Source organism: Leclercia adecarboxylata, from assembly GCF_023639785.1.
GTDB lineage: Bacteria > Pseudomonadota > Gammaproteobacteria > Enterobacterales > Enterobacteriaceae > Enterobacter > Enterobacter adecarboxylatus_D.
The window spans coordinates 521,869-539,421 of the sequence record NZ_CP098325.1 but is presented as its reverse complement, the minus strand read 5'-3'; the positions used below and the strand labels follow the sequence as shown (position 1 = coordinate 539,421).

General features: G+C 62.7%; 15 protein-coding genes. 6 read left to right on the top strand and 9 right to left on the bottom strand.

Going from position 1 to position 17,553, the window contains the following annotated elements; translation table 11 throughout:
- The first annotated feature begins 350 nt into the window (after positions 1-350).
- Positions 351-968 (top strand): response regulator transcription factor, encoded by a 618-nt coding sequence (locus NB069_RS02545; RefSeq protein ID WP_250587480.1) that lies wholly within the window; start codon positions 351-353, stop codon positions 966-968.
- On the opposite strand, the gene NB069_RS02540 is transcribed toward NB069_RS02545, so the two are convergent.
- The 5 genes from NB069_RS02540 to NB069_RS02520 are packed head-to-tail and all read right to left on the bottom strand — an operon-like array spanning position 960 to position 8,232.
- Positions 960-6,563 (bottom strand): trifunctional serine/threonine-protein kinase/ATP-binding protein/sensor histidine kinase, encoded by a 5,604-nt coding sequence (locus NB069_RS02540; RefSeq protein WP_250587478.1) that lies wholly within the window; start codon positions 6,561-6,563, stop codon positions 960-962. The two genes, NB069_RS02545 and NB069_RS02540, sit on opposite strands and share 9 nt — an antisense overlap.
- A gap of 58 nt (positions 6,564-6,621) precedes the next feature.
- Positions 6,622-6,990, bottom strand: coding sequence for a response regulator (locus tag NB069_RS02535; protein ID WP_250587476.1), 369 nt, complete (start codon positions 6,988-6,990; stop codon positions 6,622-6,624).
- Positions 6,991-7,016: 26 nt separating this feature from the next.
- Positions 7,017-7,274 (bottom strand): DUF1427 family protein, encoded by a 258-nt coding sequence (locus tag NB069_RS02530; protein ID WP_103823084.1) that lies wholly within the window; start codon positions 7,272-7,274, stop codon positions 7,017-7,019.
- Entirely contained in the window at positions 7,271-7,480 is a 210-nt protein-coding gene (locus NB069_RS02525; RefSeq protein ID WP_250587474.1) for a DUF1427 family protein, read from the bottom strand. The genes NB069_RS02530 and NB069_RS02525 overlap by 4 nt, the downstream gene beginning before the upstream one ends.
- Before the next feature lie 59 nt (positions 7,481-7,539).
- Positions 7,540-8,232, bottom strand: a complete 693-nt coding sequence (locus NB069_RS02520; RefSeq protein ID WP_039030559.1) for a hydrolase — start codon at positions 8,230-8,232, stop codon at positions 7,540-7,542.
- 237 nt (positions 8,233-8,469) lie between these two features.
- On the opposite strand from NB069_RS02520, the gene NB069_RS02515 reads away from it, so the two are divergent.
- The 5 genes from NB069_RS02515 (at position 8,470) to NB069_RS02495 (ending at position 14,049) form a co-directional block, all read left to right on the top strand.
- A complete protein-coding gene (locus tag NB069_RS02515; protein WP_250587473.1) occupies positions 8,470-10,341 on the top strand; it encodes an amidohydrolase in 1,872 nt (623 codons plus the stop codon).
- Positions 10,342-10,346: 5 nt separating this feature from the next.
- Positions 10,347-10,757 carry a DoxX family protein gene (locus NB069_RS02510; RefSeq protein WP_250589440.1) on the top strand — a complete coding sequence of 137 codons (411 nt, stop codon included), beginning with the start codon at positions 10,347-10,349 and terminating at the stop codon, positions 10,755-10,757.
- Positions 10,754-12,364, top strand: a complete 1,611-nt coding sequence (locus NB069_RS02505) for an MFS transporter (RefSeq protein ID WP_250587472.1) — start codon at positions 10,754-10,756, stop codon at positions 12,362-12,364. The genes NB069_RS02510 and NB069_RS02505 overlap by 4 nt, the downstream gene beginning before the upstream one ends.
- Positions 12,365-12,394: 30 nt before the next feature.
- A complete protein-coding gene (locus NB069_RS02500) occupies positions 12,395-13,216 on the top strand; it encodes an alpha/beta fold hydrolase (RefSeq protein ID WP_250587470.1) in 822 nt (273 codons plus the stop codon).
- A gap of 137 nt (positions 13,217-13,353) precedes the next feature.
- Positions 13,354-14,049: a helix-turn-helix domain-containing protein gene (locus NB069_RS02495; RefSeq protein WP_250587469.1), complete on the top strand. Its 696-nt coding sequence runs from the start codon at positions 13,354-13,356 to the stop codon at positions 14,047-14,049.
- Here NB069_RS02495 and NB069_RS02490 read toward each other — a convergent pair.
- Genes NB069_RS02490 through NB069_RS02475 form a run of 4 tightly spaced genes read right to left on the bottom strand, consistent with a single transcriptional unit; the run spans position 13,981 to position 17,543 of the window.
- Entirely contained in the window at positions 13,981-14,622 is a 642-nt protein-coding gene (locus NB069_RS02490; RefSeq protein WP_250587467.1) for a 2-dehydro-3-deoxyphosphogluconate aldolase, read from the bottom strand. The genes NB069_RS02495 and NB069_RS02490 overlap by 69 nt on opposite strands.
- Positions 14,612-15,505, bottom strand: a complete 894-nt coding sequence (locus NB069_RS02485) for a 2-dehydro-3-deoxygalactonokinase (protein WP_250587465.1) — start codon at positions 15,503-15,505, stop codon at positions 14,612-14,614. Before NB069_RS02485 ends, NB069_RS02490 begins: the two co-directional genes overlap by 11 nt.
- A complete protein-coding gene (locus tag NB069_RS02480; protein WP_250587463.1) occupies positions 15,502-16,398 on the bottom strand; it encodes a dihydrodipicolinate synthase family protein in 897 nt (298 codons plus the stop codon). The genes NB069_RS02485 and NB069_RS02480 overlap by 4 nt, the downstream gene beginning before the upstream one ends.
- Positions 16,392-17,543 carry a mandelate racemase/muconate lactonizing enzyme family protein gene (locus NB069_RS02475; RefSeq protein ID WP_250587461.1) on the bottom strand — a complete coding sequence of 384 codons (1,152 nt, stop codon included), beginning with the start codon at positions 17,541-17,543 and terminating at the stop codon, positions 16,392-16,394. Before NB069_RS02475 ends, NB069_RS02480 begins: the two co-directional genes overlap by 7 nt.
- Positions 17,544-17,553 lie beyond the last annotated feature (10 nt).

The following is a 17,553-nucleotide window of genomic DNA, read 5'->3' as shown; positions in this document are numbered from 1 at the left end:
ACCAGGGAGCCGCTGTAAATTTTTTATTATCAAGAGATTACGATAATGCTTTGAGAAAGAAAAAGTTATTTGGGGATCCTCAGTGCAAAATACTGACTACTAATATAACCCCCCTTCATTGACTACAAATCAACCATTTTTAGCCTACGCTTACCCAATATGAAAAGCGGTTTTAAATACTCACCCATCACTTTCATACAGTTATCATATTGTTAAATGATAATGATAATTAATGTGTTAGAGTAATTGCGTTCGAAAGCTGCCGCCATAACCGCTTGAACAGTACGGAGGTGGTTTTCACGTTGAGGAAATCCTCTCATCTCTGTCAGGCTGAATCATTGGGGCTATTAATGGAACACATTGTTTACGTCGTTGATGATGATCACGCTGTCAGGCGGTCTGTGGTCGGGCTGCTGGAATCTGCCGGGCTGAACGCCCTCGACTTTTCTTCGGCAGAGTCGTTTTTACAACACCGGTTTGAAGACGTGCCCTCCTGCGTGATCCTCGATATGCAGATGCCCACCATCAGTGGGTTTGAGGTGGCGGACTCCCTGAAGGCCAGCGGGCGCGAGATCCCGATTATCTATCTCACCGGCCACGGCACTATCCCCATGACGGTGAAGGCGATGAAGGGCGGCGCGTACGAATTTCTCACCAAGCCGGTGGCATCGAACGATCTGCTCAACTCCATTGGCGACGCGCTGAAGATGGCGGAAGAGAATGCCCTGCAGCTGCGGGAGCAGTACTCCCTGAAGCAGCGCCATCTCTCGCTGACGCCGCGCGAGCAGGAGGTGCTGCAGCTGGCGATCAGCGGGATGCTGAACAAGCAGATCGCCGCCGAGCTGGGGGTGAGTGAAATTACCGTCAAAGTGCACCGCCGACGGGTGATGGAGAAGATGCAGGCCCGCTCGCTGGCGGATCTGGTCAGGGCCGCAGAGCGCCTGACCAGAAGCCAGCCCTCAGAGTGACGTCTCGCCCTCCGCCAGCGGCAGGGTAAAGGCAAAGACGCAGCCGTGCGGCGTGCGATTGCGGGCCGTCAGCTTGCCGCGATGGCGCTCGATAATGCTGTAGCTGATGGTCAGCCCCACCCCCATCCCCTGGGCCTTGGTGGAATAAAATGAGTCAAAAATGCGCTCGGTCTGCCCCGGCGCGATGCCGGTGCCGCTGTCGGCAATCTCAAATTTAATCCCCCCGTCTTCCGGATTCGTCGTCGACAGCAGCAGCGTGCCGGGACGATCTTTAATCTCCGCCATCGCCTCCACCGCGTTCATCACCAGGTTGAGCAGCACCTGCTGGATCTGCACGCTGTCCGCCACGATAAAACTGTTCCCTGCCGCCAGGGCAAAGCTGACGCTGATGCTCCTGCGATCCAGCTCGCTGCGCGACAGGGTGATGATATGCCGCACAAGATGGTGCAGATCGATACGGGTGAAGGCCGGATCCTGCTTGCGGGTGAGAGATTGCAGGCTGCGGATGATCTCCCCTGCCCGCTCCCCCTCGGAGACAATCTCTTCCAGCCCGATCCTCGCCTTATCCAGCCGGGCCGGGTCGCGGTTCAGCCAGCGCAGGCTGGCCCCGGCGTTGGCCACAATCGACATCAGCGGCTGGTTGATCTCGTGGGCGATGGACGAGGTTAACTGCCCGACGGTGGTGGCGCGCGAGACGCGGGCCAGCTCCGCCTGGGCCACCCGCATGGCGTCTTCCGCCGTGCGCTGGGTGGTGATGTCGGTGATGATGCCGTAGTACTCGTTCACCTCGCTGCCCACCCCCACCGGATCGCCAATCCCCAGAATGGTACGCACGGCGCCGTCGGCGCGGATAATGCGGAACTCGGCGCGCATGGTCAGGCCGTCGCGCACGCTCTCGGTCACCAGGGTGCTGATGCGCGGGTAGTCATCCTGATGCACAAAGGTCAGGAACTCCGCCATCGAGATCATCTTTTGCTTCTCCGGCAGGCCCAGAATGCGGGCGTACTCCTCCGACATAAACATCAGATCCTGCTGTAGCTCCCAGCGCCAGCTGCCGGTGTGGCTGATCTGCTCCCCCAGCATCAGCGAGGTCTGGCTGGCCCGCAGCTCTTTCTCCACCCGGCGGCGCTGCTGGTTCTCCTCCAGCAGCTCGGCATAGAGCCGGGCGGTCTCCAGCGAGATGGCGGCATGGGCCCCCAGCAGGCTCACCACCCGGGAGTGCTCGACGGTAAAGACCTCCGGCATCAGGCGGTTCTCCAGATACAGCACCCCCACCAGCCGCGCCTGCTTGAACATCGGGACGCACATCACCGCCGCGCCGGAGGTCACCAGATAGGGATCCTGGCTGAAGGGGTGGAACTCCTCGGGTTTACCGGTGTGGATCTCCTGCCCGGTGCGGATCACCGCCGCCAGCACCGTCAGCGGCATCTCGGTCGCCATCGGCACGTCTTTGCGGATCTGCACCCGCACCCCGTCGGTGGTGGTGCTGGCGCTGGCCTCGATCTCCGGGATGTTGTTGTCATTTACGCGGATCAAGAAGCCACGCTGGGCCCCGGCCCGCTCCAGCAGGATAGTCATCAGGGTTTCGATCAGCCGTTCGAGGTTGATCTCTTCCGACAGGGCGCGCGACGCCTTGATCACGCTCTGCAGATCGCGGATCTCCTCGTTGCGGGCGAAGGCCACGGTGTCCCAGGCGTTGGCCTGGCCGGGCGCCAGCAGATAAGGAAAATCCCGCTCCAGCTGGCGCACCTTAGACTGCGCTCCCGCCCGCACCCAGGCGGTCATCGCCCCGCGGAAGTGGGCATCGGCTGCGGTGGTGTAACCGCAGGCGTGGGCGAAGCGGCCCGCCAGCTCGTGGGCCAGGGCGTTGAACGGGTTGAAGCCTCCCTCGCGCGACAGGCGCACCGCCTTCTCGTACTGTTCGAGGGCGATGCTGTTCATGCCGTCGAGGCGCACGATCTCGGCGTAGATCAGCGCCTCTTTATCGGCGAAGGTGCCGGGGTTGATCCGCGCCCAGAGGGCGATTTTGTCGTAATGGAGGTGGATCTGGCGGCGCAGGTCGGCGGTAAAGGTCTCCGGGGTCAGCTGCTGCGAGAGGGTGAGCGCGCTGTAGAGATGGTAGTCCAGCAGATGAATATGCCCCGGCGCGGACCAGGCAAAGCGTCCGGCCTGAGCAAGGTTTTCGGCCGCCTGCGGGAATTCACCGCAGGCGAAGTGGGCCATGCCGCGATAGAGCCAGAACCAGAACAGCATGGTGGAGGTCTGCTCCGTGGCCTGCCCTGTAGCGCCGGGCAGCAGGGATTGCGGCAGCACCTCGCTGGCGCTCCAGGGGCCGCTCACCGGGGTGCGCAGGTGCTCCACGTAGTGGCGCTGCATCAGCAGGATCGCCTCTATGTCCTGGAAATGGGTTTTGCGCACGAAGGACAGCCCGCGCTCGATGCTCATCAGCACCGCGTCGAGGTGATCCCCCCGGGTCAGGAAGTTGATCACCTGATGACAGGCGGCAAAGCAGGCCACCGTCATGTCCCCGTGGGTTACGGCGGAGGTAAAGCAGGCCTTGGCGCACTCGATGGTGTAGCCCAGCGGCTGGGTCCAGACGCTGAGCTGATCCAGCGGCAGCAGGGTTTTGGCTTCAAAGGCGTCGTAGCCGTGGCGGTTCACCAGCTCCCGGGCCAGGGTGCCGTACTGGAAGCCAAGCCGGTATTCGGCGTAGCGATGGCCAATCAGCACCCCAAACCATGCCATCGCGGTGGTGGAGGCGCCGGTAATGCCGTGATCGAGGGTCAGGTGCATCATCCGGCACAGCAGCACAAAATGCAGGCGCGAGCTGGTAAAGCTGGCGAACAGGCTGGCGCTGTTGAGCAGGTTCATCACCGCTTCGGTATCGCCATCTTTCATCAGCGGCAGCCGGTTAAAATGGCTCTGCGGATTATCGCCGACGCGGTTGCACAGGCTTTGCCAGGCCTCGTCGCATTCGGCGGTCTCCGGGAAGCGGCTGACGTGAATGCCAAACACCGCCAGCCAGCACAGAGCCGCCTCCAGCGCCAGCCGGTTGTCGGACTGGCGCATATAGACTTCGGCCAGCAGGTTGGCCGCCAGCGCTTTCTCCGCCAGCCCGCCGGGGGAGCCGAGAATGCGGTCGCACAGCCTGCGGGTGGAATCGAGATTACCCAGCGCGAACTCGCACCCGGCCTCTTCGCTGTCGAGAATAAAGTCGCTGGCGCTTTCGGGCGCGGAACCGGCATTTCCCAGCGCCCGGGCGGTCTGGATGTAGCTCAGGGCCGAGAGATAATCCCCTGAACGCCGGGCGCGTCGGGCGGCCAGCAGGCTCAGCTCGCGGAACATCTGGCGCTGGGGCGCAGGCTGGATGCAGTCCAGCGCCGCCGTGACGTGGTGGACGGCGCGGAACAGAATTTCGTTGCCCGCCGCCTGACGGGCCGACTCCGCCAGCAGGCTGGCGGTGGTAAGGTGCAGGCGGCTGCGCTCGGCGTTATCCAGCAGGGCGAAAGCCGCCTCCTGAACCCGGTCGTGGGTAAAGGCATAGCCGTCAGCGCTGAGGGTGATCAGCTGGGCCGTCACCGCCGGGTGCAGGGCATAGCGGATCTCCGCCACCGACATCGACACCACCCGGCAGACCATCTCCAGCTCGCCGCTGCCGCCCAGACAGGCGATGCTCCCCAGCAGGCGGCGGGTCTCCTCGGGCATCTCCTCCAGCTGCTGCAGCACCAGGGTCACGACATTTTCGGTGTAGTGCCGGGTGCGGATGGCATGCAGATCGTAGTGCCACTTGTCCTGATATTTATTGTGCGTCACCAGCCCGTCATCCACGATGCGGCGGAAGAACTCATGCACAAATAGCGGGTTGCCGCCGGTTTTCTCATGGATCAGCCCGGCCAGATCGGCGGTGCTGGCGGAGCGGGTATGGAAGATGTTCGCCAGCCAGCGGGACACCGCCTTCACCGACAGCGGCTCCGGGCGCAGCTCGGTGGTGTTGCGCGACGCCCGGTGCAGATTCGCCAGCTGCTGATACAGGGAGCCATCCGGCACCGGGCAGGCATCCCGGTGCGCCACCACCATCAGCAGCGGCACGTTACTGGCATGGGTCAGCAGGTATTCCAGAATTTGCAGGCTGGCGGCGTCGATCCAGTGGATATCGTCCAGCAGCAGCACCAGCGGAGCGCCCGCGCTGGCGAAGGTTTTCACCAGCGCCAGCACCATGTGGCTGAAGCGCGCCCGGGCGTCGATGGAGAACGTGTCGCTGGTGAAGCGCGGCTTGTTGTCCAGCAGCAGCCGCAGCTCCGGCACCAGGCTGACGGCCAGCTCTTCATAGCCCTCCAGCTCCCGCGACAGGCGGATCTTCCACTGCGCCACCTCCACCGCCGGGAGCCCCAGCAGGTGCAGCACCAGGGTGCGAAACGCCGAGGTCAGGGCCGCATAGGGCAGCGTGGGGGAAAACTGATCCACCTTGCCCACCGCCAGCAGCGCGCTGCGGTGCTGTAAGGCCTTCAGCGCCGAGGCGATCAGCGATGATTTGCCGATCCCCGACGGGCCGCTGATGGCCACAAACCCGGCAATCGCATCCCGGCTTACCCGATCAAAGGCGTGGATCAGATCCGCCGCCTGGGGATGGGCGGTGTAGAGGGTGTCAGTGAGATGAAACGCCGGAGAGCGATCCTGCAAGCCAGGCGTGAAGGCGGCGATATCCCCCTCATCGCTGAGGGTGGCCTGGCAGCGGCGCAGGTCGGCAATCAGGCCATCGATGGTCTGGTAACGGTTCTCCGGTTTTTTCGCCAGCATTTTCAGGACGATGGCCGACAGCATGGCGGGCACGCCGGGGCTGACCTCCCCTGGCGATCGCGGCTCCGAGGCGATGTGATAGTGCGCCCACTTGCCCTGATCCTGGCCGCCCAGCTCAAACGGCAGGCTGCCGGTAAGCAGCTCGTAGAGCACCACCCCGAGGCTGTAGAGATCGCTGCGGCTGTCCACCGTGCGATGGGTACGGGTGGTGTGTTCCGGCGACATGTAGGCGGGGGTACCGCCCACCACCGCCAGCCGGGACTGCTGCAGCTCCTCCGAGGTGCCGGACGAGAGGCCAAAGCCTCCCAGCCGACAGGTGTTGTCCTCGTGAATAAAGATATTGCCGGGCTTGATATCCCCGTGCACCAGGTTGCGCAGATGCATCAGGCGCAGGGGCAGGCTGATGCGGATCGCCAGCTCCAGAAAGCTCTGGATACAGGCCATCGGCGCGCCGACGATGCGCGTCAGCAGCACAAAAGAAAAAGGGGCATAAACCAGTGCAAAGCGCCCGTGGTACTGCGTGCTGGCGACCGGGCGGACGGCCCAGTCGTCGCTCAGGTACTCCCGCAGGGCAAATTCGTTGCGCAGCAGGCGCGTTGCGCTGGCCTCTTCTTCATCGCTCACGGCGGTGGCGATGATAAAGGCTCCGCCGGAACGGGGCAGCCGGGCATTGAGCCAGCAGAGGCTCCCCTCCTGCCCCAGCGGAGTAAAAATGACGTCTTCTTTAAGCACAAAAGCCCGACCTTCGGATAAATTTCCGGGGGCGGGCCAGATCTCAGGCAGCGATGGGCTGGTCATCCACGTTTCCTTATTTTTCTTCATTAATGGTTCTCGTGGGATACAGGTACAGGTGTTGTCAGGTGGCGAGCGCGCGCTGAATATGCGCCAGCAGCACATCGACATTAATGGGTTTACGCAGAAAAACAACGGCGCCATTCTCAACAGCGTAGCGCTCTATGTTGTCATCCGCATGACCAGAGATAAAAATGAGCGGCGGTGGCGCGGGGGCGATAAGGCGCAGTCTGTCGAGCATCTCCAGACCGTTCATCCCCCGCAGTCGGATGTCGGCAATCACCAGCGCCGCGTCGGTCAGCGCGGTAGGGTGGCTGAGAAACCCCTCCGCCGAGTCGAAGGCTTCTGTGGCGTACCCCTCCGACTGCAGCAGGTTGCTTAACCCGCTGCGAACAGACCGTTCATCATCAATGATGGCTATGCGCTGCGGCATGCTCGTGTTCCTCAAATGAATCGTGATTAACCCTCACTACCGTCGCCAGGACGGGGTGGAGGCGGAGTGCCGCTGATTTTGGGAACGCATTCGTGACGAAACCAGGTCATCGTCAGCTGACGGCTGAAAAGACGGCGGCCAATCGGGATCAGCTGCTCCCCCACCAGCATGCCAAACAGCCCCATCAGCGCAACAACGGGCGGCGCGGGCGAGTGTACATCAATTGCGGCATAAATAACCCCTGCCAGAATTCCACAGCTCAGTGAAACGACCCAGGCTTTCATGACGAGGCTCCTGTGGAGAGGGTGACGGGCGCTTTTTGCGCGGTGTCGTCAGCGTGCATAAAATGGCGGGTGGCCTGTTCGCCGGCCAGCATTCCCAGCAGGCCAATCAGCGCCAGCGCGGGCGGCGCGGGGGAACGGACTTTCAGCAGCGCGTAGAGCAGGCCTACCAGCACGCCTGCCGCGAGGGAAATTAACCCAGTACTCATGGTGAACTCCAGGGAGGTCAGCGGCAGGCCGGATGAGGGCCCAGCCTGCCGCGTCGAACTTAGCGGACCGGGGCAGGAACCGGGGCCAGGGTTTCGTGCTCGCTCTTCTGGCGAGACGGTGCTTTGTGCACCATGGTGTAGGCGTAATCCACGCCCATGCCGTAGGCACCGGAGTGCTCACGCACGATATCCATTACCGCGTTGTAGGTCTCTTTACGCGCCCAGTCACGCTGCCACTCCAGCATCACCTGCTGCCAGGTTACCGGGATCACGCCGGCCTGGATCATGCGCTGCATCGCGAAGTCGTGGGCCTCTTTTGAGGTGCCGCCGGAGGCGTCTGCCACCATGTAGATCTCGTAGTCGCCTTCCAGCATTGCGCACAGGGCGAAGGTGTTGTTGCACACTTCGGTCCACAGGCCGGAGACCACCACTTTCTTCTTGCCGTTGGCTTTCAGGGCGTCACGCACTTTCTGGTCATCCCAGGAGTTCATGGAGGAGCGCTCAAGAATGTCTTTCCCCGGGAAGACGTCCAGCAGTTCCGGGAAGGTGTTGCCGGAGAAGCTTTCGGTTTCAACGGTGGTGATGGTGGTCGGGATGTTGAACACTTTGGCCGATTTCGCCAGCGCCACCACGTTGTTTTTCAGTACCTGGCGGTCGATAGACTGTACGCCAAACGCCATCTGCGGCTGCTGGTCGATGAAGATGATCTGACAGTTATCCGGGGTTAACACTTCGAGCTTTGAGTTAGACATAATGGTATCCAGTGAGGTTAACAGGTGAAATCCGCCGCACCACCTTTGACGATGCGTTGACTGCATCCTATGTCTCTCTCGCACCGGAGGTAATTATCTCTTTGTATAATTAACCTTTCGTATAGCTATACGTCGGTATAGTTATACTTTGGTATACCTATCCCTTTGTATAACTGGTTTTTTTCAGTAACCGGTTCCAATAATCCTGACCATTCCCCCTCTCAGTCAGGAGCAGTTATGACTACCTCTGCTAAAGCAGATCTGATTCTGGTGAATGGCCAGTTTCATACCGTCGATCGTGAAAATCCTCTCGCCGAAGCGGTGGCCGTACGTGACGGCAAATTCCTTGCCGTCGGCACCGTTGCCGAAGTGATGCAGTACCACGACGACGCCACCAAAGTGGTGGATCTCAAGGGCCACACTGCCATCCCCGGTCTTAACGACTCGCACCTGCACCTGATCCGCGGCGGGCTGAACTACAACCTCGAGCTGCGCTGGGAGGGGGTGCCCTCCCTCGCCGACGCCCTGCGGATGCTGAAAGAGCAGGCCCTGCGCACGCCATCCCCACAGTGGGTGCGCGTGGTGGGCGGCTGGAGCGAGTTCCAGTTTGCCGAGCGCCGCATGCCGACCCTGGATGAGATCAACGAGGCCGCGCCGGACACCCCGGTATTTATCCTGCATCTGTACGATCGCGCCCTGCTCAACCGCGCGGCGCTGAAGGTGGTGGGTTACACCAAAGAGACGCCGAACCCGCCGGGCGGCGAGATCCAGCGCGACGCCAACGGCAATCCGACCGGGATGCTGATCGCCCGTCCGAACGCCATGATCCTCTACGCCACCCTCGCCAAAGGGCCAAAACTGCCCCTGGAGCAGCAGGTGAACTCCACCCGCCAGTTTATGCGCGAGCTGAACCGTCTGGGGCTGACCAGCGCCATCGACGCGGGGGGCGGTTTCCAGAACTACCCCGAAGACTACGAGGTGATCGCCGAGCTGCACGAGAAAAAGCAGATGACCATCCGCATCGCCTACAACCTCTTCACCCAGCGTCCCGGCCACGAGCTGGAGGACTTTGAGAAGTGGACCGACATGCTCAAGCCGGGCCAGGGCACCGACTTCTTCCGCCATAACGGCGCGGGGGAGATGCTGGTGTTCTCCGCCGCCGACTTTGAGGATTTCCTTGAGCCACGCCCGGACCTCGCACCCGGCATGGAAGACGAGCTGGAGCGCGTGGTGCGCCATCTGGTGGAGCACCGCTGGCCGTTCCGCCTGCACGCCACCTATGACGAGTCCATCAGCCGGATGCTGGACGTCTTCGAGAAGGTCAACCGCGAGATCCCGTTTGACGGCCTGCACTGGTTCTTCGACCACGCCGAGACGGTCACCCAGCGCAACATCGACCGCATCAAGGCTCTGGGCGGCGGCATCGCCGTGCAGCACCGCATGGCCTTCCAGGGTGAGTACTTCGCCGAGCGCTACGGGATGGACGCGGTTCGCCATACCCCGCCGGTGACCCGCATGCTGGAGACCGGCGTGCCGGTGGGCCTGGGCACCGACGCCACCCGCGTGGCGAGCTATAACCCCTGGACCGCCCTCTACTGGCTGGTCTCTGGCCGCACCGTGGGCGGCATGCAGATGTACGATCACAGCGCCCGTCTGGATCGCGATACCGCCCTGATGCTCTGGACCCAGGGCAGCGCGTGGTTCTCTAGCGAGCAGAACCAGAAGGGCCAGATCAAAAAGGGCCAGCTCGCGGATCTCGCGGTGCTGAGCAAGGACTTCTTCCGCGTGCCGGAAGAGGAGATCAAGGGCATCGAGTCGGTGCTGACGGTGGTGGACGGCGATATCGTCTATGCCGCTGGCGCCTTCGGCCCGCTGGCACCGCCTGCCATCCCGGTTGTGCCGGAGTGGTCGCCGGTGGTCAAGGTGCCGGGCCACTATCGCAGCGCGCCACCGCAGGCCGCCCGCGTGGGGATGAGCGCCGTGCACCACTGCAGCGGGCCGTGCGGGGTGCATAACCACGCTCACGACTTTGCCCGCAGCGCAGAGATGCCGGTGGCCGACGACAACGCCTTCTGGGGAGCGCTGGGCTGCAGCTGCTTCGCGTTCTGATCATGATGAACTCAACCCAACAGACCCTGCCCCGGATCGACCTGGGGCTGTTCTTCCTGCGCATCACCGGCAGCCTGCTGTTGCTCTACGTACACGGCCTGCCGAAGGTGTTTCATTTCAGCGAAGAACTGACGCGGATCGAAGATCCCTTTGGTTTCGGGCCGTACTTCAGCCTGATCCCGGCGATCGTCGCGGAGGTGATCTGCCCGATCCTGATCCTGTTCGGCGTGGCGACCCGGCTGGCCTGCGTGCCGATTATCGCCGTGCTGCTGGTGGCGATGCTGGCGGTGCATCCTGACTGGTCGATTGCCGAAGGTCAGTTTGGCTGGCTGCTGCTGATCGTCTTCACCACCCTTGCCATCACCGGCCCCGGCGCGTGGCGGGTACGCACCCGCGCCATGGAGAGATTCGCATGACCCAGGTGACCGACGCGCACATTGAGCACCCGCCTGCCCCGGCGATGTCGACGTGGCAGCCGCTGCACCAGCGGGTGTTCCGCATGCTGTGGATTGCCACGGTGGTGTCGAACGTCGGCTCCTGGATGAGCGACGTCGGGGTGAACTGGAGCATGCTGACCCTCAGCGCCGATCCGCTGGATATCGCGATGGTCCAGGCGGCGAGCAGCCTGCCGATGTTCCTCTTCGCCCTGCCCTCTGGGGTGATGGCGGACATCGTCGACCGGCGCAAGTACCTGCTGTTTTCGCAGCTGTGGGTGTTTATCGCCGCCGCCGGGCTGACGGTGCTGTCGTTTACCGGCCAGGTGACGCCGACGGTGCTGCTGGTGGCAGCGTTTCTGCTGAGCGTGGGCAGCGCCATGAGCTCGCCGCCGTTCCAGGCGGTGGTGCCGGATCTGGTGAGCAAGGCGGAACTCGGCCCGGCAATCGCCCTCAACTCGCTGGGGGTGAACATCAGCCGCGCCATCGGCCCGGCGCTGGGCGGCTTTTTGCTCTCGCTGGCGGGGCCGTGGATGGTGTTCCTGCTCAATGCCCTGTCGGTGCTGGGGGTGGCCTGGGTGCTGTGGCGCTGGAAGCCTGCCGCTTCCGTGCAGCGCCTGCCGCCGGAGCACTTCTTCGCGGCGGTGCGTGCCGGGGTGCGCTACGTCCACGCCGCCCCGGTGCTGCGTAACGTGTTGATCCGCACCGTGGCGTTCTTCGTGTTCGCCAGCGCGGGCTGGGCGCTGCTGCCCCTGGTGGCGCGCCGGGAGCTGGGCCTTGGCCCGGCCGGGTACGGCATTATGCTGGCCTGCATCGGGCTGGGGGCGATAGCCGGGGCGGTGCTGCTGCCGCGTCTGCGCCAGCACCTGAACGCCGACCGGCTGATGGTGGCGGCAAGCCTGGTCTTCGCCATCACCATGCTGGCCCTGGCCTTCGTGCGCCACTTCTGGCTGCTGAACCTGTTTGAGTTTTTCACCGGCTTTGCGTGGATTGCGGTGCTGTCCACCCTCAACCTGGGGGCGCAACGCAGCGCCGCACGCTGGGTGAAGGCCCGGGCGCTGGCGGTCTATCTGACAGTCTTTTTCGGCTCGATGACCGCGGGCAGCGCCCTGTGGGGACAGATTGCCTCGCACGTTAACACCGCCACCTCACTCTGCGTGGCGACGGTGGGGATGCTGCTGGCGAGCGCCACGGTGCTGCGCTGGAAGCTGGAGAAGGATCCCAACCTGAACCTCGACACCAGCGGGCTGATTGCCGACGACGCCCGTGAGAACATCCCTAACGAGCGCGGCCCGGTGCTGGTCTCCTGCGAGTATCAGGTTGATCCCGAAGCGGTTAATGACTTTCTGCAGGCGGTACACGAGCTGCGCCGGGTCCGCCGCCGGGCGGGGGCCATGAGCTGGGCGGTGTATGAAGATATCGACCGGCCGGGCCTCTATATCGAGACCTTCCTGCTGGGATCCTGGGTTGAACACCTGCGTCTGCAGGAGCGACACACCATGAATGACCACCTGCTGCAAAGCCGCGTGCTGGCTTTTCATCAGGGCGATGCACCCCCGGCGACCCGCTATCTGGTGGCGCCGGTTTAAAACCTAAAACAACATTTTGAGGAAGAGACTATGGCTACGATCAAAGCGAAAGACGGCACGCAGATTTACTACAAAGACTGGGGCGCAGGTAAGCCGGTGCTGTTCAGCCACGGCTGGCCGCTGGATGCCGACATGTGGGACAGCCAGCTGAACTACCTGGCCGAGCGTGGGTTCCGCGCCATCGCCTTCGACCGTCGCGGCTTTGGCCGTTCGGATCAGCCGTGGAACGGCTATGACTACGACACCTTTGCCTCTGACATCAACGACCTGATCACCGCCCTGGATCTGCGCGACGTGACCCTGGTGGGCTTCTCCATGGGCGGTGGCGACGTGAGCCGCTACATCGGCACCTACGGCACCGACCGCGTGGCCGGGCTGGCGCTGCTGGGTGCGGTAACGCCGATCTTCGGTAAGTCTGACTCTTACCCGCAGGGTGTGGATCAGTCGGTCTTCGCCGGCATTCGCGACGGGCTGCTGAAAGATCGCGCCCAGTTCATCAGCGATTTCGCCACGCCGTTCTACGGCACCAACGCCGGGCAGACTGTCTCTGAGGGCGCCCTGACCCAGACCCTGAACATCGCCCTGCTGGCCTCCCTGAAAGGCACCCTGGACTGCGTGACCGCCTTCGCCGAAACCGACTTCCGCGCCGATATGGCGAAAGTCGACGTCCCGACGCTGGTGATCCACGGCAGCAATGACCAGATCGTGCCGTTCGAGTCCACCGGTAAAGTGGCAGCAGAGCTGATTAGCAACGCGGAACTGAAGGTGTATGACAACGCCCCGCACGGCTTTGCGCTGACGCATCAGGACCAGCTGAACGAAGACCTGCTGACGTTTGTGAAGTCGCTGTAACGCTGTGGATCGGGGGGCAATGGCTCCCCGATGCCCTTTTTTTTCCTGCCTTGTTCACACTCGTCGTGACCAACAATATTTTTCCTCTCCTTCCCCTCTTACACTTAAGGGACGGAATCCATTCCCCGGAAGGTGAGATGAACAGCACTGTCTTTGACGCATTTCGTTGCCTTAATCTGCTGGCGACAGGTAATCGTGCTTTCGGTATTCGCGAGATTGGCCGGGAGATGGGGCTGGATCCGGCTAAAGTCTCCCGCCTGATGCAAACCCTGCTGGCGCTGGAGATGGTGCAGCAGGACGCCAGACGCAAGTACAGCCTGGGAATGGGTATCCACCGCCTCTCGGCGAATGCGATCCATAATTCCGCGTTTTACACCGCCGTGCTGGAGATGCTGGAGGAGACCGGCAGCCACTCGGTGTCGATTGTCGTGGGGGTGCTAAGCGGCAAAAACGTGGTCTATCTCATTCATACGCGCGGCGGCAAAAGCATCGCCAGAGCCATCGGAAACTACGCGTCTTTTCCGGTGCATGACTCGGTGATTGGCATCAAATTGCTGTCGGCGATGAGCGACGAAGAGATCGTGGCTCGCCTGGGGGTACATGATTATCAGCTGCTCAGGCGCGATATCGAAGAGGCCCGGCGTCACCAGGTGTTCGGCAAAACCTTTGACGAAACAGATTACCGCATGGCCTGCATTATTCCGGGTATGCAGGCCGCCATCGCCCTGTCGAACATTCAGGGCGATAAGCTGGACATCGACAAGCTACGCCATTTCCTGATCTCTGCCGCGCGTAAAATCAGCGGGTCCGCGCTCCCGGCGCTCCAGCAGTAGCGCGCAACGCGCTGCGGTGATCGCGACTGACTGCCCGGGCCTGTAGAGCGCGCTGCCGATCCCGACGCTGTCGTAGTAGCGCAGATAGTCGGCGGCGTTATTGACGTCCACGCCGCCCACAGCCGAAAAGCGGACCGGCGCACAGAGCGGACCGCGAATCAGTTGCGGATAGTTTTGCGGCAACGCACCGGCCGGGAAAATCTTCAGCACGTCGGCCCCCGCCTCGCAGGCGCTGAAAATCTCGCTGGGGGTCATCACCCCTGCACACACCCCAAGATCGTGACGTTTTGCCGCGTGGATCACCTCCGGATCAAGATTGGGGGTGAGAATAAATCGCGCTCCGGCAGCGGCGGCGCTGGCAACATGTTCCGGGGTTAAGACCGTTCCGGCCCCTACCGTCACCGCATCACCAAAGGCGGCACGCAGCCTGCACAGGCTGGCGATCCACTCCGGCGAGTTGGTGGTGATCTCAACGGTGGTGATGCCGTGGTCCCGCAGGCAGGCCACCTGCTCCACGCAACCGGCAGGGGTGATGCCACGTAAAATCGCAATAATGTCGGCGTTAGCAATCATGGCGGAATACCTCGTTCAGCCCGGCAATCAGCGCGGTTTCCGCCTCCAGCGCGGAACAGGGCAGCCCGATTTGCTCGCAGGCTTGCTGGTAGAGAGGCAGCAGGGCACGGCTGCCGATAAAACAGACGTTCTCGTTCAGCGGATGGCCGCGCAGCACCTCGTGACCTATCAGCAGGCCGGAGAGCCAGCTCGCGGCGAAAGCCGGGTCGAGATGCCCCAGAATGTACCGTCCCCGACAGCGAAACAGCTCGCTCACCAGATCCCCCTGCCCGGCCTCTGTCGCCTGCGCCACGGCAACCCCCTCGCTGAAGGCGCTGGCGGAGGTGACCTGAGGGGGAAGCCCTTTGCCCACCACCGAGTGGTTTAACACCAGATGATAGAGCTCGCCGGTCATCAGGGTACGCAGGCCCGTCACGCGCTGCTGCGGGCGATCGACGGTCATCCATTTGCTGTGGGTGCCCACGGCGGCGAAAGTGCTGGCATCCGTCAGGGCGATGGCGCCAGCCAGCTGCATCTCTTCGCCCCGGCAGATCTCGTTGGCCTGCGGATCGCAAATACCTGGCCGCAGGGTCAGCGGATTGCTGAGGATGCCGGGCAGTTCGCGGCCTTTGCCCAGCAGCTCGCGAAAGCTGAGCGGTAGCTGCATGTAGCCCGCATCGGCAATACCGATGTTGCTGCCTATCATGCCGCACAGCAGCACGGGCAGATGCGGGTCCCAGGCCTCTTCCAGCCGCAACAGCTGCTGGCGTAAAATTGCCGGTAATTCGCCGCGCTCGCAGGTTGCCACGCCGCAGGTGTCCTGCACGGTGCGGATCACCTGGCCGTCACGCACGCTGATCGCCCGAAAATTGCTGGTCCCCCAGTCCACGGCAATGTAGTTCATACCCGCGCTCCGAACACCGCCAGCGGCAGTGCGTCAGTGAGATCCTGCAACTCGTCGCGGGTGACCGCGTCCAGCCCTTTTGCCGGGGCACGCACCACGTCTGTGGTGAAGATCCCCGCCCGGTGCAGAACGGTTTTGTGGATCGCCACGCCGATCCCCGGCTGGACGCCGTAGCGCAGGAACGGCAGATAGCGGTAGAAAAGAGACTGTGCTTCCCGCGGGTTATGCTGCCAGGCCTGCAAAATCATATTGATCACATCCGGGAATTCGCAGGCGGGCATGGTGCCGATCACGCCGCGACGCAGCTCTTCGTAGAGAAAACCCGCGTTCAGGCCGCCGAACAAGCCCACGCTGTCGCCCAGGGCCTGCTTCAGGGCGGTGATTTTCAACGTGGTCGGCGGCTGCTCCACTTTGATGTATTTAATGGCCGGAAACGACTGGCAGAGCGTCACCAGCGTGGCCACCGGGATGTTGACCCCGGTCATCAGCGGCGCATCCTGAATCATGATCTCAATATCGCAGGCCTCGCAGATGTCGCGGTAGAAACTGACGATCTCATCCGGGCCTGGTTTTACCACCGAGGGGGGGTTTACCATCGCGACCCGGGCGCCCCAGCGCTGTATCCGGGTAATCTCTTCAATCGCCACGGCTGAGGCGGCGCCCCCGGCGGCGGCCACCAGCGGCAGATCGCCGGTCAGCTTCCTGACGCAGTTGAACAGCGCCTCTTTTTCCCCCAGGGTCAGAGCGTAGCCTTCGGAGGCATTGCCGAACAGCGCCAGGCCATCGATACCCTGTTGCAGCAGGAATTTCACCAGCCGCTCAATCGAGGCGAAATCCACCTCACCTTCAGCATCAAACGCGGTGGCCAGAATCGGTACGTTGCCTTTTAACATGTTGCCTCCATGACGGCGTCTTCATTGATTTCAATACCCAGCCCCGGCCCCTGCGGCAGTTGATACGCCCCCTGCTGGCAGACGAGCGGCGTGGTGAGAAGCTGGTTGGCAATCTCAAACACCGGAGGTTGATACTCCAGCATGTAGAGATTGGGGATAGCGGCCGCGACGTGCAGCGAGGCGGCGATACAGGGCGCAAGGCCGACGCTCAGATGCGGGGCGACCAACAGGTTCCAGGTCTCCGCCAGCGAGGCGATGTGCATCAGCTCGCTGATGCCGGTGCGGCCCACGTCCGGCTGCAGAATGTCCGCCGCCCGCTGTTCGATAAAGGGTTTGAACTGGTAGCGGGTGCGCTCGGTTTCGCCCAGCGCAATCGCCACCGGGCTTTTGCTGCGCAGCTCGCGGTGCCCTGCTACGTCCTCCGGCAACAGCGGCGCCTCCAGGAAACCGACGCCGAATTCGCCCAGCGCCGTGGCCAGCGCTGCGGCGTCTGCCACGCTGTAATTCCAGTGGGCATCGAGGAAGATTTGCGCCTCTTCACCCAGGGTTTCGCGAATGGCCCGCACGTTGGCAATGTCTTCCCGCACGCCGTAGCCCAGCGCCAGCTTGACGGCGTTAAAGCCCTTCTCCTGCCAGCGTTTCGCCAGCTGGCAACGCGCAGGCAGGTCGGGCTCAGGCAGGCCTGAAACGTAGCAAGGAATGGTGTCACGGTACGCGCCGCCCAGCAGTTGCCAGACCGGCTGGCCAAGCAGCTTGCCTTTTAAATCCCACAGGGCGATATCCACGGCCGCCAGGGCGTCGATGTGGTAGCCAGTGATATGGCCGCGATCGCGCATGGCGTCGTACATGCGGGTGTTCAGCACGCCGCCTGAGAGGGGCGACTGCCCTTTCAGCAGCGGGGCAAAGAGCTGGGTGATCAGCTCCGCAATGACCTGGGGCACCACAGGCGCCAGCGCCTCTCCCCAGCCGACGCAGCCGTCGTCGGTGGTGATTTTGACCAGGCAGGTTTCCATTTTGCGGGAGTAGACGCAGCGGTACTCCGGGCGGTAGTAGTAATCACTGTCATGCCCCTCGACGCTGCCCCCCAGATAGGCCTGCTTTGGGGTGATCTTCAGCGGAAAACATTCAACGCGACTAATTTTCATAATAACTCCG